This is a genomic window from Tabrizicola sp. T74 (assembly GCF_057219935.1).
This window is the reverse complement of the sequence record NZ_JBXVVT010000004.1, coordinates 349,582-362,440: the sequence shown is the minus strand read 5'-3', so window position 1 is coordinate 362,440 and position 12,859 is coordinate 349,582. Positions and strand designations below refer to the sequence as shown.

Genomic DNA, 12,859 nt, shown 5'->3' with positions numbered 1-12,859 from the left:
TTTTGTCCCTGGTTCCGCAGACGATCCGTGCTGGATCTTCGGACCTTGTGACTTGGACGTCAGTTACGGCAGCTTTCCTTGGCTTGTCGAGACTTTGAACCGTCAGCAGGCCGTCAAAACGCCCGGATGACTGAACTTGTCATCCAAGGCGCCGGAAACCGGGGAGGGCAACCGGGGCAGGGCGCCGGTTCAGCCGCCCGCCGCCGCCCGGATGAGTCGAATATTCTCACCATACCCCGCCGGCGCATCGGCCGAGCCTGCGCCAAAGATCGCCGCACCGGCCACCAGCACATCGGCTCCGGCCTTGGCCACGAGGGGCGCGGTCTTCACCGAAACGCCGCCGTCGATCTCGATATGGATTGGCCGGTCACCGATCATCTGACGCAGCCGAGCGATCTTGTCCAACTGGCTGTGGATGAAGCTTTGCCCGCCAAAGCCCGGGTTCACCGTCATCACGCAGACCAGGCCCACCATGTCCAAAAGCTCTGCCACCGCCTCGACCGGCGTGCCCGGGTTGATCGCGATGCCCGGGGTTTTGCCAAGCGCCTTAATGGCTTGCAAGCTACGGTGAATGTGCGGCCCGGCTTCGACATGTACCGTCAGATTGTCGGCGCCCGCCTTGGCAAAGGCCTCCAGATACGGGTCGACCGGCGCGATCATCAGGTGGACATCCATCACGCCCTTGATATGCGGCCGTAGCGCGGCACACATCGCCGGACCAAATGTCAGGTTCGGCACGAAATGGCCGTCCATCACGTCGACATGCACCCAATCCGCGCCTTGCGCCTCGACCGCGCGGCATTCGGCGCCGAAATTCGCGAAATCCGCAGCAAGGATAGAGGGGGCGATCTTGATGGAACGGTCGAACATCTGCAGGCTCCCAACGGCTTGATCGCGTCTTATCCTGTGGTTCCCGGCCTTTCCAGCCAGCTTTACTTTACATAATATGGGTTATGCGTCTTTCAGACGTAGGGTTGTCCACTGCAAATGAAAACGGCCCGGCGCTGAGACCGGGCCGCCCTGTCCTTCTGTCGACCAATCAGCCGACGAGTTCGAGACCCGAGAAGAAGAACGCAATCTCGCGCGCAGCCGAGGCTTCGCTGTCAGAGCCGTGAACCGAATTCTCGCCCTTGGACAGCGCAAACTCCTTGCGGATCGTGCCAGCGGCAGCAGCGGCCGGATCGGTCGCGCCCATCACTTCGCGGTTCTTCGCGATCGCACCTTCGCCTTCCAGCACCTGCACCACGACCGGCTCCGACGCCATGAACGCGCACAGCTCGCCGTAGAAGCCACGCTCCTTGTGCTCGGCATAGAACGCGCCAGCCTGGGCCGGCGTCAGGTGGATGCGCTTGGACGCCACGACGCGCAGGCCCGCCTCTTCGAACTTGGCAACGATCTTGCCGGTCAGGTTGCGCTTCGTCGCATCGGGTTTGATGATCGACAGGGTACGTTCAACGGCCATCTGGCTCTCCATTCTTCATGGGCCAGCGTGGCCCTTTGCGGATGGCGGGCTGCTATCACGCGCGGCGGCCTTTGAAAAGGTGCACCGGCATTGACGTTTCCCGCTGGTTAAGGCACTTCGCGGCCATGCTGAAGATCGAGGACATCACCTACAACGTCGAAGGCCGCCCCTTGTTCGAGGGCGCGTCGGCGACCATCCCGACGGGCCACAAGGTCGGCCTCGTCGGGCGCAATGGTGCGGGAAAGACCACGCTTTTCAGGTTGATACGCGGCGAACTTGCGCTTGAGGGCGGCACGATCACCCTGCCCCAGCGCGCCCGGATCGGCGGAGTCGCTCAGGAAGTCCCGTCGTCGGAAACCTCGCTCCTCGACACCGTCCTTGCCGCCGACACCGAACGCGCGAGCCTTCTGGCCGAGGCGGAGACGGCCCACGACCCGCACCGCATCGCCGAGATCCAGGCACGTCTGGCCGACATTGACGCCTGGTCGGCCGAAGGCCGGGCAGCCAGCATTCTCAAGGGTTTGGGGTTCGATGCTGAAGAACAGCTGATGCCCTGCTCTGCCTTCTCGGGCGGCTGGCGGATGCGGGTCGCGCTGGCGGGCGTCCTCTTCGCCCAGCCCGACTATCTGCTCCTCGACGAACCGACCAACTACCTCGATCTCGAAGGCGCGCTCTGGCTGGAATCCTACCTCCAGAAGTATCCCCACACCGTCCTCATCATCTCCCACGACCGCGGGCTTCTGAACCGAGCCGTCCAGGGCATCCTGCATCTCGACAACCGCAAGCTCACCTACTGGCAAGGCGGCTACGACCAGTTCGCCCGCCAGATGGCGGAACGCCGCGCGGTGCTGCAGGCCGAGGCGAAAAAGGTCGAAGCCCGCCGGGCGCACCTGCAAAGCTTCGTCGACCGTTTCAAGGCCAAGGCGTCCAAGGCCGTGCAGGCCCAGTCCCGCGTGAAGATGCTGGAAAAGCTGACGCCCATCACCGCCCCGGAAGAGGCGAAGAAGGTGGTCTTCACCTTCCCCAAGCCCGAGGAACTGGCGCCCCCGATCATCAACCTCGACGGCGCGGCAGTGGGCTATGGCGGCCCGCCGGTTCTGAAACGGCTGAACCTGCGGATCGATCAGGATGACCGGATCGCGCTTCTGGGCAGGAACGGTGAGGGAAAGTCCACGCTTTCCAAGCTTTTGGCAGGGAAACTTCAAGCATCCGAAGGCAAGATCGCCCGATCTTCGAAACTTCGCATCGGCTACTTCGCCCAGCATCAGGTGGACGAACTTCACCTCGACGAGACGCCCCTCCAGCACATCATGCGCCTGCGCCCTGCCGAAGGCCAACCGAAGCTCCGCGCCCGTCTCGCGGGCTTTGGCCTCATGGCCGACCAGGCCGACACCGTCGTCGCGCGCCTGTCGGGCGGCCAGAAGGCGCGGCTCTCGCTCCTCCTCGCCACCATCGACGCGCCGCACCTCCTCATCCTCGACGAACCGACCAACCACCTCGACATCGAATCCCGCGAGGCGCTGGTCGAAGCGCTGACCGAATACCCCGGCGCGGTGATCCTGGTTTCCCACGACATGCACCTTTTGGGCTTGGTGGCCGACCGCCTGTGGCTCGTGAAGGGCGGCGCGGTGACCCCCTACACCGAAGACCTCGAGGCCTATCGCCGCCAGCTGCTTGCCGGCGAAGACGAGGTGAGGGTCGCCGCGAAACCCGTTGAAAAGAAACGGCAAGCCAGCCGTGAGGAAGTCCTTTTGCTCAAAGCCGAAGTCCGCAAATGCGAGGAGCGGCTGGAAAAGCTGAACGACATGCGCGACAAGCTGGCGACCAAGCTCGCCGATCCCGCGCTTTACGAAGACAGCCGCAAGGGCGAACTGGCGACCTGGAACGCCAAATACGCCGAGGTGATGCAAGCCCTCGACAAGGCCGAGGCGCTGTGGCTTTCCGCTCAGGAACGCTTGGAGGCAGCGGCCTAAGGCAAGCGCTTCAGCGCTGACCTGATCCACAACAGCGCAACAGGTGGACCGAACAGCGACGATAGCCAGGCCACCTGCCGAAAAAGATCGCTCCCCTTTCCCTCCCACGGCACAATCTGTGGGCGCTCCCAAGGCTGCTGACCAAACAGAAGATAGCGGTATACCATCAGCAAAAGTATGATCTGCGTGAGCGCCCAGACATAGCTCATGAACCAGCTATGCGGAAACAGGCGGTGCAACGCGCGCTCCATCTGCACAGCGATCACGGCGGGCAAGACGAACATCGCAACCAGCCACAGGATCACGCCGCCAGTCCGGACATCCCAGAAGTAGAGCGGCCAGACGATCATAGCATATGCGATCGCCCAAACCATCGCGACACGCGGCGCCGCTTCAGCCGTGACTCTCAAGCGCGCCCTCCCCGTCGTAGCAAGGGCACCACCTGTTCGAAGTGCCGCTTGATTTTACCCCACTCTTTTCCCGATACCTTCAACTTTCCGCGCTGTTGGTTCAAGCAGATGTCATTCAGAAGGTGGCCGGAGACGAAGGAGCAACCTATGCCCATGCCCTGGACCTACCGCCAAGCGACCCGTGAATGGCAGGTCTTCCTTGCGGACGCGCGGGAAGCGATGGACCTTGAGACCGACAATGTCACCTACACCGCCGTTCAGGGCGTCCTGCAGGCCTTCCGGCGTCGCTTGACCCCGCAACAGGCGATCGACTTTGCCCAAGTGCTTCCTTCCGTCCTCCGGGCGCTGTTCGTGGCCGACTGGCAGCTGGATGAAGGCCCCCTCCCCCCAGGCAGCCGGGCCGACTGGACGGCCGAGGCGATGGCCCTCAGGCCCAACCACAACCTCACCCCACCCAACTGCGTCGAAGCCACCGCCCTCGCCCTGCGGAAATCCGTCCTGCGCGACGACTTGGACCGCGTGCTCGCCACCCTTCCCCCCTTCGCGGCCGAGTTCTGGTCGACCCCGGGCATCGATCCGGCCACGCTGGGGCCCAGGATCGTCTGACGTTCGGTTGACCTTTCCAATTCCGCCCCCTGCCCCCATATTCTCCCGGAACCGGAGGTGGGGATGGACGGCGAGACACTGGCGCGTGTGGGCTATCTGGCGCTGATCCTGGTCGCGGTCGGCGGCTGGGTGATGGTCGAGTTCCGCGAACGGATGGGACAGGCGTTGCGGATGGCGCTGGCCTGGGGGCTGATCTTCGTCGGCGTGATGGCCGGCTACGGGCTGTGGAGCGACATCCGCCGCGACGTGATGCCATTCCAGGAGATCGTCGATGACGGGACGATCGAGGTGCCGCAGTCCCCGGACGGGCACTATTATCTGACGCTGACCATCGACGGAACGGCGGTCCCCTTCATGGTCGATACCGGGGCCTCGGGCATGGTGCTGGCGGCGGGCGATGCCGAACGACTGGGGATCGACGTCGAAAGCCTGAATTTCCTCGGTCAGGCCAGCACCGCGAACGGGGTGGTCCGCACCGCCCAGGTCACGCTGGACCGGGTCGTGCTTGGCCCCTTCCGGAACGAAAGCTTCCGCGCCTATGTGACCGAGGGTGTGCTGGATCAGTCGCTGCTGGGGATGGATTACTTGCGGCAGTTCCGGATGGAATTCGCCGGAGGAAAGCTGATCCTGCGGCAATGAAGGCGGGGTCTGTCCACGGTGGACACACCAGACCGACCCAAGGATTTCAACAGCTTGTCCGCGGACGTTAACGATCTGGCAAGCTTTGCCCTGCCCCCGCCCTAGGGCCGGCTCAGCAGCCCTTGCACCGTGTTCGTCAGGTCGCTGAGCGAAAATGGCTTTGGCAGGAAAACCGAGTTCGGCACCCGAGCCTGATCCTCGGCCAGCCCGTCATCGGCATAGCCCGACATGAACACCACCTTCACCCCCGGCCGATCCAGATGCGCCCGACGGACCCAGGCCGGACCGTCCATGCCCGGCATCACCACATCGGTCACGAAAAGATCGACGTGCAGGGTCTTGTCCTCCAGCTTGGCCAGCGCCTCTTCGGCACTTGCGGCTTCCAGCACGGTATAGCCGCGCAAGGACAGCGCGCGGCTGGCAAAGGCGCGGACCGAGGCCTCGTCCTCGACCAGAAGGACCACGCCCTCGCCCTGGCGCGCGGCCACCCGGCGCGGCTCGGCGGGCAGGCTGCCTGTCGCATCGCCCTCGAAAGCCGGGAAGTACAGCGAGAAGGTCGTCCCCTGCCCCAGCGTCGAATCGACGAAGATGAAGCCGCCCGACTGCTTCATGATGCCGTAAGCCATCGACAGGCCAAGACCCGTGCCCTCGCCGATCCGCTTGGTGGTGAAGAACGGCTCGAAGATCTGGCGCAGCTGGTGTTCAGGGATGCCGATGCCGCAGTCGATCACGCGGATCACGGTGTAGTCCCCCGCCGGCACCGTGGCCCGGTCGCGCTTGAGATCCTCGGTCAGGGTCACGGGTTCCGTCTCGATCCGGACATCGCCGCCATCGGGCATCGCATCGCGGGCGTTGACCACAAGGTTGATCAGCACCTGTTCGATCTGCCGCTTGTCGGCGCGGATCCGGCCTAGCGGCTTGTCGCCCTCGCGCCCCAGGTGCACCAACGACAGGTCGACCTTTTCCACCATCAGCCGGTTCAGCAGATGGATCAGGTCGGCCAGCACATCCTCAAGGTCCAGGACTTCCGGGTTCAGCGTCTGCTTGCGCGAGAAGGCGAGCAGTTGCCCCACCAGCGAGGCCGCCCGGTTCGCGTTCTGCCGGATCTGCTCCAGATCGGCGAAATCGCTGTCCTCGCGGCCATGACGCATCAACAACAGGTCGCAATGCCCTGAAATCGCTGTCAGAAGGTTGTTGAAGTCATGCGCGATCCCGCCTGCCAGCTGACCGATGGCCTGCATCTTCTGGCTTTGGACAAACTGCGCCTCCAGCGTCTTCAGCCGCGTCGCGTCGTTCAGGATCGCCAGCGCCCCGAGACGGCCGTTCTCGACATAGCGCCGCAGCGTGATCTGCAGGAAACGTTCCGCCTCGCCGCGCAGGCGCAGCACCTCCGAGCCGCCCGGATGCCGCCCGGCCGTCACATCGGCCAGCCACTCCGACACTGGCCGGCCAAGCCCTTCGAACATGTCGTGGAACATCGCGGCGCGGGAATCGCCGTTCCACATCAGCTCGCGCGCGGCAAGGTTGGCCGACCGCATCACCCCATCGGGGCCGAAGGACATGATGGCGACCGGTACTTCCTCTAGGTCAGCGCCGACCGCCACCACGGGCGGCCGGTCCGCGCCCGGCAGGGACGGATGGTCCGTCGGCAGGGCCAGGTCCTCTGCCCGCCAGAAATAGCGGTCAACGTCGGCCCGGTGCACTGACAGCCGCAGCGACTTGCCCTGCCCCGGCAGATACTCCTGCGCCGACCCCAGGGTTTCCGCCGCCCGCTGCAACCGCTGCAGCAGTTCCCCCGGATTGAGCGTCTTCTGCCGCAGGACCGCATGCAGCGAGTGCACGTCCGCGCCGAACCGGGTTTCCGCGGCGACATTGCGCAGGATCATCTGTCCGGCGGAATCCGTCAGAAAACACGGCACCGGATCATCGGCCATCAGGCGAAAGGCAAGGTGGCTGTCCGGGCTGCTGTTGGCCGTGCCCATCCGGGCCGATACGACCAGCACCAGAACCATGGTCAACAGCACAAGCCCGGCAAACACCAGATAGAGCCCGCCGGTCTGCCAGACGACAAACCCGCCCAGCACCAACCCCAATCCTGCGATGAGGAGTACGAGCAGCAAGGGCTTCTGTGGTGAAAGGTCCAAGCTCGACAACGCTTTAAATGCTCCAAATCTGCCTGACGGGACCGCGGTTTACCCGCAAGATCGCCGGAAGGTGTTAAGACAACATTAACCGTCTTTGGGGGATCGTCTAGGTTGCGACTGGAAATTCACTTTCCATGCAAGATTGCAAGATAAAAACCGTCACCCCCTTGCAACGGTGTGAAAACCTGTTCGCGTTCCAGCCTCCAGCCAGGGGATCGGGCCAGGAATTCCCGCACTTGGTCGTGGTTTTCCGACCGCAGCAGTGAACAGGTGGCATAGGCCAGCACGCCGCCCTTGCGCACCAGGGGCGCAACACGATCCAGGATCTGCGCCTGGATTTTGCGTATCTCTTCCAGACGTTGCGGGGTCAGCCGCCACTTGCCCTCCGGATCGCGCCGCCAGCTGCCCGAGCCCGAGCAGGGTGCATCGACAAGGACAAGATCGAAGGGCGCCGCCGCTTCGGGCCGCTCGGTCAGGGTGATGTCGACCCCTGCCCGCCGGGCGCGGTCGGGCAGGTCGGCCATGCGCCGGGGATTGGCGTCATGCGCGAGAAGCTTCAGGCGCGCCCGTGAGGCCATGGCAAGCGTCTTGCCACCGCCGCCTGCGCAGTGGTCAAGGACCTTCATGCCGTCCTGCAGGGGCAGCGCCTCGACCACCGCCTGGGACGAGGCATCCTGCAACTCGACCCAGCCGGTGCGGTAGGCCTGCGCATTCTGGATTTTCCGCGCATTCTCGGTGACTTCCAGCGCGCTCTTCGCAAGCGGGTGGGGCCGCGCGGTGATCGCCTCCTCGGCCAGCGCCGCCACGGCGCCCGCGACATCCGTCTTGACCGCGTTTGCCCGCAGGAAGACCGGCGCCCGGGACCGCAGCGCCTCGGCCACCGCGCCGAAGTCCGGCCCGAGGCTTTCGCGCAGTTCGGGAACCAGCCAGCCGGGCAGGTCCAGCCGATCTTCCTCCGACGGCTCCCGTCCTGCCTCATCTGCTGTCGGAGGTTTGGGCGCATGTCCCTCGCCGGAAAACCAGGCCTCCTGCCCCGAGGCGCGCGCGAGACCCAGGACCAGCCCGCGCCCGGTCAGCCCGCCCCCAAGCGCCGATGCCGACCGGCGCTGCCGCAAGGCGTCATAGACGATGTCCCGCACCGCCGCCCGGTCGCCCGAGCCTGCAAAGCGCGAAGCGCGGCCCCAATTGGTCAAGGCGCGCTCGGCAGGCTCCCCCGCCAGCACCCGGTCCAGAACCTCGATCGCCGCCGCCGCCCGCGCGCCGGGCGTCATTGCCGCGACCCCACGGACAGGCGCGTCACCTCACATCACCCGATAGTTCGGGCTTTCGCGGGTGATCTGCACGTCATGGACATGGGATTCCTTCAGCCCCGCGCCGGTGATCCGGACGAACTGGCACTTGGTCCGCATCTCGGCCACCGTCGCGCAGCCGGTGTAGCCCATTGCGGCACGGAGGCCCCCAACCATCTGGTGGATGACTGCCGCGGCACTGCCCTTGTAGGGCACCTGGCCTTCGATCCCTTCCGGCACCAGCTTGTCGCTGGCCGCGTCCTTCTGGAAATAGCGGTCGGCCGAGCCTCGCGCCATCGCGCCCAGGGACCCCATGCCGCGATAGGCCTTGAACGACCGCCCGTTCCACAGGATCACCTCGCCGGGGGATTCGTCCGTCCCGGCAATTGCGCTGCCCACCATCGCGCAAGACGCCCCCGCCGCGATCGCCTTGGCGAAGTCGCCCGAGTACTTGATGCCGCCGTCCGCGATCACCGGGATGTCCCCCGCCGCGCGCGCGGAATCTAGGATCGCCGTCAGCTGCGGCACGCCCACGCCCGCGACGATCCGCGTCGTGCAGATCGACCCCGGTCCGATCCCGACCTTCACCGCATCCGCGCCCGCGCCGATCAGCGCCCGGGTCGCCTCGGCCGTGGCGACGTTCCCTGCCACCACCTGCACCCGGTTCGACAGCTTCTTGATCCGCTCGACTGCCTTGGCCACCCCTTCGGAATGCCCATGCGCCGTGTCGATCACCACCAGATCCACGCCCGCTTCGATCAAGGCCTGGCTGCGGTCAAAGCCCGCATCGCCCACGGTCGAGGCCGCCGCCACCCGCAGCCGCCCCATCTCGTCCTTGCAGGCGTTCGGGTTCAGGACCGATTTCTCGGTGTCCTTCAGCGTGAGCAATCCCGTCAGCTTCCCCTGCCCGTCCGTCACCAGCAGCTTCTCGATCCGCCGCGCCTTCATCAGGCTGATCGCCTCGCCCCGGTCCACCGGCTCCTTCAGGACGGCGAGGTTCTCGGACGTCATCATCACCCTAACCGGCGTCTTGTCATCGCTCGCAAAACGCATGTCGCGGTTGGTCACGATCCCCAGCACCCGGCCCTGCCCGTCCACCACCGGAAAGCCGGTGATCGAATAGCGCTCCATAAGCGCCTTGGCATCGGCCAGCGTCTGGTCCGGCGTCAGCGTGATCGGCTGGTAGACCACCCCGGACTCGAACCGCTTTACCCGCCGCACTTCCCGCGCCTGCGCCTCGGGGTCGAGGTTGCGGTGGATCACCCCGATCCCCCCCGCCTGCGCCATGGCAATCGCCATCCGGCCTTCCGTCACCGTGTCCATCGCCGAGGACAGCAGCGGAATGTTCATCCGGATCGCCTTGGTCACATAGGTCGACGTGTCGGCATCCGCCGGCAGAACGCTCGATGCCGCAGGCACCAGAAGCACGTCATCAAAGGTGAGAGCCTCACGAATCTCCATAGGCGAACCCTCCGGGAGCAAGCATCGTTTGGCGGTTCCCCATTTCACGGCCTGCGCTCGGGCGCAAGACCCAATCCGCCCCCAGAAGGCCCCTTGCCGCCGCCGAAGCCGCATGCAGATTAGCCCTGAACCAAAGGGACACCCCATGCGCGTCGCCATTGTCGAAAACACCCGCATCACCCACCACGGCCAGGTCGGCGTGGCCCTGCACGAAGCCGCAGCCCTGATCGACCTCTACAAGCCTTGGTCCGGCCAGCCCCTGCCGCAGACGGTGGACGCCGATGCCCTGGTCGTCTTCGGCGGCGAGCAGTCGGCGAGGGACGACCACACCCATCCCTACCTGCCCGACCTCGCGCGGCTGATGGCCGACTATACCGCGATGGACCGCCCGGTCCTGGGCATCTGCCTGGGGTCGCAGGTCCTGGCCCGGGCCTATGGGGCAGAGAACCACCTCGGCACCGCGCCGGAATTCGGCTGGGTCGATGTCAGCCTGACCGAGGCGGGCCGCGCCGACCCGGTTCTGGGCCAGCTGCCTGCGACCTTCCCGATCTTCCAGTGGCACTCCGACACCTTTACCCTGCCCGAAGGCGCGGTCCACCTTGCCCATAGCCCCACCGCCGCGCACCAGGCCTTCCGCATCGGCCGCGCGACCTATGGCACGCAGTTCCACTTCGAGGCGAGCCGATCCGTCGTGCGCGACTGGTCAAAGACCTTCCCCGAAACGATCGAACGGATGCTGCCCGACTGGGCTGAACGTCACCCTGAGCTTTCGGAAACCCACGGCATCCCGGCCGATGCGCATGGCCTGGCGCTGGCCCGCGCCTGGGTGGCGCTGATCTAGGCCTCGGCGGCGTTCGTCACCGCCGCCAGCCTGCCGCCGGGCCAGAGCTTGAGCACCCGGTAGGCGATCCAGGGCACCAGCCCCAGGCCCAGGATCAACAACCCCTGCCCCAGCTGCCCCAGGACCCCACCCTGCAGCATCAGCGCTGTCGCGGCTGCGGCCAGCGGAAAGGTGAAAGCCCCCCACAGCGGCGAGAAACCGGAAGCCGTGATCCAACGCGCCGAGGCCAGCAGGGCAAGGAGGATCAGCACGGTCAGCCCGCCGAAGACCAAAGCCAGCGTCGGCAGCCCCGCCAGGCTGGCCGTGGTCGCCATCAGCGCCGCCGGGGCGAGGTGGATCGCCAGCATCGGTCGCAACGGCGCGGGCGGGATGCGGCGGACCAGTTGCGCCAGGCTGATCCCCCAGATCGCCAAGGCCACGGGCAGCGTCGCATACAGGATCCCGCGCGCCAGGACTTCCTGCCCCAGCCCTGCTGCCACCGGGCCCGCGACGATGAAGCCGACAAAGGTCATATGCCAGCCCGGATTGACCATCCGTGCCTCGACCGGCAACCCGACCAGGACCCGCACCGTCAGAATGACCAAGGCGGCGTGTGCGACCAGCATTAGCAGCAACAGGACCAGCCCCGCACGGGGCGAAAGCACCGCCAGATGCCCCGCCGCGACCATGCCGCCCAGCGTTGCCGCCGCAAGACCAGCGCGCGAGGGCAGGACCTTAAGATCATCCTGTATCACACTGGTTCTGCGCAGCATTTTGACGATGTATGTACAGGCCGCAAAGGCCCAGAGCGGCAGCACCAGTCCCGCAGCCAGATCGGCCAGTTCCGGGCCAAGCCCCCAGGCCCGTGTCCCCACCCGCAGCGCCGCGGCCAGACCCAGCAGGCCCAGAATCGGCGGGAAGATCGCCGGCGGCGTGGTGGCAAACAGCGGTGCTCGTCGCGGCGGAAACTGCGGCGGCGGGTACATCTTGGGCCGGTGCCGGGCGGGGGTCTCAACCATTTTGCTCCTCCTCTTCTGCAGCCGTGCGCCGGTCCTGGACTGCACGTCTTCTCTGGAAAGCTCCGTTAACCCCAGATTGTATGCCCTTAAACTCACACACGCTCTAAACTAGTGCCAGCCTGGAAACAGTATGTATATACGCTCGTATATACTACCAAAGATATTGTTCACAAATCATATGGTTCCAGCCCATTCCTCACGACTTGATTGCGGCCATATCTGCGGAAACCAGTCCTCGCGCAGCCGCTGCCCCGCCACCATCCCATGCCCCGGATAGGGCGGTGAGGTCGGCCCGGGGCGTTCGACATAGCGCGCGTCGTCGCCCACCAGCCGCAGCGAAAACGCCCGTCGCCGGTTCTGGGTCGTGTTCCCCCGCGTGCCATGCAGGGTGCGGAAGTTGAAGGCCACGGCGTCGCCCGGCTCCATCGCCCATTCCAGGATCCGCATCCCCTCCGCCTCGGGGTCCGGGACCGGCATGTAGTCATCCTCTCCGGGATAGAAGTTCGTCTCGGACATCCAGCGCGTCGGCAGCACGTCCTTCGGCCAAAGGTGCGACCCCGCCACACAGCGCAGGGACGCCTCTTTCACCGGGTCAAGCGGCGACCAGAAGCTGACGGTCTGGCGGCCTTCGACAAAGTAATAGGGGCCATCGGTATGCCAGGGCGTGGGCTTCGTCGTTCCCGGCTCCTTCACCAGCACATGGTCGTGGAACAGCTGCACCCGGTCCGAGCGCATCAGCCGCGCCGCCACTTCGGCCGCCTGCGACTGACGGATCACCGCCGCGAATTCCGGCACCTTGGTCCAGTTGCAGTAGTCGTCGAAGAAATATCCCGGTTCGCCAGGCTTTAGCGTCGCCATCTGGTTCGTCGGGTTGGCCATGTTCCGCGCGATCCCGGCGCGCAGCATCTCGACCCAGTCGGCCCAAAGCCCCTTGACCAGCACCACCCCGTCGCGCTGGTAGGCTTCGACCATCTCCTCCGTCACCGTGACCATGCGCCGCCTCCCCGTTCGGGGCCACCCTGCCCCGGCGGGCCGG

Annotated in this window: 12 protein-coding genes; 4 read left to right on the top strand and 8 right to left on the bottom strand. The window is 65.7% G+C overall.

The window, feature by feature from the left end; all coding sequences use genetic code 11:
* Nucleotides 1–189: 189 nt before the first annotated feature.
* The gene (gene rpe, locus AC2EAL_RS13875; protein WP_484724812.1) at nt 190–870 is read right to left on the bottom strand and encodes a ribulose-phosphate 3-epimerase; all 681 of its coding nucleotides are present in this window, start codon (nt 868–870) and stop codon (nt 190–192) included.
* Nucleotides 871–1,039: 169 nt separating this feature from the next.
* Nucleotides 1,040–1,462, bottom strand: coding sequence for a nucleoside-diphosphate kinase (gene ndk, locus AC2EAL_RS13870; RefSeq protein WP_484724811.1), 423 nt, complete (start codon nt 1,460–1,462; stop codon nt 1,040–1,042).
* 125 nt (nt 1,463–1,587) lie between these two features.
* Between ndk and AC2EAL_RS13865 the strand changes: the two genes are divergently transcribed.
* Nucleotides 1,588–3,435: an ABC-F family ATP-binding cassette domain-containing protein gene (locus AC2EAL_RS13865; RefSeq protein ID WP_484724810.1), complete on the top strand. Its 1,848-nt coding sequence runs from the start codon at nt 1,588–1,590 to the stop codon at nt 3,433–3,435.
* Here AC2EAL_RS13865 and AC2EAL_RS13860 read toward each other — a convergent pair.
* On the bottom strand, nt 3,432–3,809 hold the full coding sequence (locus AC2EAL_RS13860; protein ID WP_484724809.1) for a hypothetical protein: 378 nt from the start codon (nt 3,807–3,809) through the stop codon (nt 3,432–3,434). The two genes, AC2EAL_RS13865 and AC2EAL_RS13860, sit on opposite strands and share 4 nt — an antisense overlap.
* 183 nt (nt 3,810–3,992) lie before the next feature.
* Here AC2EAL_RS13860 and AC2EAL_RS13855 point away from each other — a divergent pair, with 183 nt between their 5' ends.
* Nucleotides 3,993–4,451, top strand: coding sequence for a DUF2267 domain-containing protein (locus tag AC2EAL_RS13855; RefSeq protein ID WP_484724808.1), 459 nt, complete (start codon nt 3,993–3,995; stop codon nt 4,449–4,451).
* A gap of 63 nt (nt 4,452–4,514) precedes the next feature.
* Entirely contained in the window at nt 4,515–5,090 is a 576-nt protein-coding gene (locus AC2EAL_RS13850) for a retropepsin-like aspartic protease family protein (RefSeq protein ID WP_484724807.1), read from the top strand.
* 101 nt (nt 5,091–5,191) lie between these two features.
* Here the strand turns inward: AC2EAL_RS13850 and AC2EAL_RS13845 are convergent, their stop codons facing one another.
* From AC2EAL_RS13845 to guaB, 3 genes are all read right to left on the bottom strand, one after another.
* The gene (locus AC2EAL_RS13845; protein WP_484724980.1) at nt 5,192–7,072 is read right to left on the bottom strand and encodes an ATP-binding protein; all 1,881 of its coding nucleotides are present in this window, start codon (nt 7,070–7,072) and stop codon (nt 5,192–5,194) included.
* A 287-nt stretch (nt 7,073–7,359) separates the two neighbouring features.
* Nucleotides 7,360–8,505 carry an RsmB/NOP family class I SAM-dependent RNA methyltransferase gene (locus AC2EAL_RS13840; RefSeq protein ID WP_484724806.1) on the bottom strand — a complete coding sequence of 382 codons (1,146 nt, stop codon included), beginning with the start codon at nt 8,503–8,505 and terminating at the stop codon, nt 7,360–7,362.
* Between the two features lie 30 nt (nt 8,506–8,535).
* Nucleotides 8,536–9,984, bottom strand: coding sequence for an IMP dehydrogenase (guaB, locus tag AC2EAL_RS13835; protein WP_484724805.1), 1,449 nt, complete (start codon nt 9,982–9,984; stop codon nt 8,536–8,538).
* A gap of 145 nt (nt 9,985–10,129) precedes the next feature.
* Between guaB and AC2EAL_RS13830 the strand changes: the two genes are divergently transcribed.
* Nucleotides 10,130–10,825: a type 1 glutamine amidotransferase gene (locus AC2EAL_RS13830; RefSeq protein WP_484724804.1), complete on the top strand. Its 696-nt coding sequence runs from the start codon at nt 10,130–10,132 to the stop codon at nt 10,823–10,825.
* On the opposite strand, the gene AC2EAL_RS13825 is transcribed toward AC2EAL_RS13830, so the two are convergent.
* Nucleotides 10,822–11,823, bottom strand: coding sequence for an SLAC1 family transporter (locus AC2EAL_RS13825; RefSeq protein WP_484724803.1), 1,002 nt, complete (start codon nt 11,821–11,823; stop codon nt 10,822–10,824). The genes AC2EAL_RS13830 and AC2EAL_RS13825 overlap by 4 nt on opposite strands.
* 174 nt (nt 11,824–11,997) lie before the next feature.
* On the bottom strand, nt 11,998–12,816 hold the full coding sequence (locus AC2EAL_RS13820) for a phytanoyl-CoA dioxygenase family protein (RefSeq protein ID WP_484724802.1): 819 nt from the start codon (nt 12,814–12,816) through the stop codon (nt 11,998–12,000).
* Nucleotides 12,817–12,859 lie beyond the last annotated feature (43 nt).

Excerpts from the sequence above, each read along its gene's own strand:
- rpe (WP_484724812.1), bottom strand. The coding sequence starts at position 870 with ATGTTCGACCGTTCCATCAAGATCGCCCCCTCTATCCTTGCTGCGGAT.
- ndk (WP_484724811.1), bottom strand. The coding sequence starts at position 1,462 with ATGGCCGTTGAACGTACCCTGTCGATCATCAAACCCGATGCGACGAAG.
- AC2EAL_RS13865 (WP_484724810.1), top strand. The coding sequence starts at position 1,588 with ATGCTGAAGATCGAGGACATCACCTACAACGTCGAAGGCCGCCCCTTG.
- AC2EAL_RS13860 (WP_484724809.1), bottom strand. The coding sequence starts at position 3,809 with ATGGTTTGGGCGATCGCATATGCTATGATCGTCTGGCCGCTCTACTTC.
- AC2EAL_RS13855 (WP_484724808.1), top strand. The coding sequence starts at position 3,993 with ATGCCCATGCCCTGGACCTACCGCCAAGCGACCCGTGAATGGCAGGTC.
- AC2EAL_RS13850 (WP_484724807.1), top strand. The coding sequence starts at position 4,515 with ATGGACGGCGAGACACTGGCGCGTGTGGGCTATCTGGCGCTGATCCTG.
- AC2EAL_RS13845 (WP_484724980.1), bottom strand. The coding sequence starts at position 7,072 with ATGGGCACGGCCAACAGCAGCCCGGACAGCCACCTTGCCTTTCGCCTG.
- AC2EAL_RS13840 (WP_484724806.1), bottom strand. The coding sequence starts at position 8,505 with ATGACGCCCGGCGCGCGGGCGGCGGCGGCGATCGAGGTTCTGGACCGG.
- guaB (WP_484724805.1), bottom strand. The coding sequence starts at position 9,984 with ATGGAGATTCGTGAGGCTCTCACCTTTGATGACGTGCTTCTGGTGCCT.
- AC2EAL_RS13830 (WP_484724804.1), top strand. The coding sequence starts at position 10,130 with ATGCGCGTCGCCATTGTCGAAAACACCCGCATCACCCACCACGGCCAG.
- AC2EAL_RS13825 (WP_484724803.1), bottom strand. The coding sequence starts at position 11,823 with ATGGTTGAGACCCCCGCCCGGCACCGGCCCAAGATGTACCCGCCGCCG.
- AC2EAL_RS13820 (WP_484724802.1), bottom strand. The coding sequence starts at position 12,816 with ATGGTCACGGTGACGGAGGAGATGGTCGAAGCCTACCAGCGCGACGGG.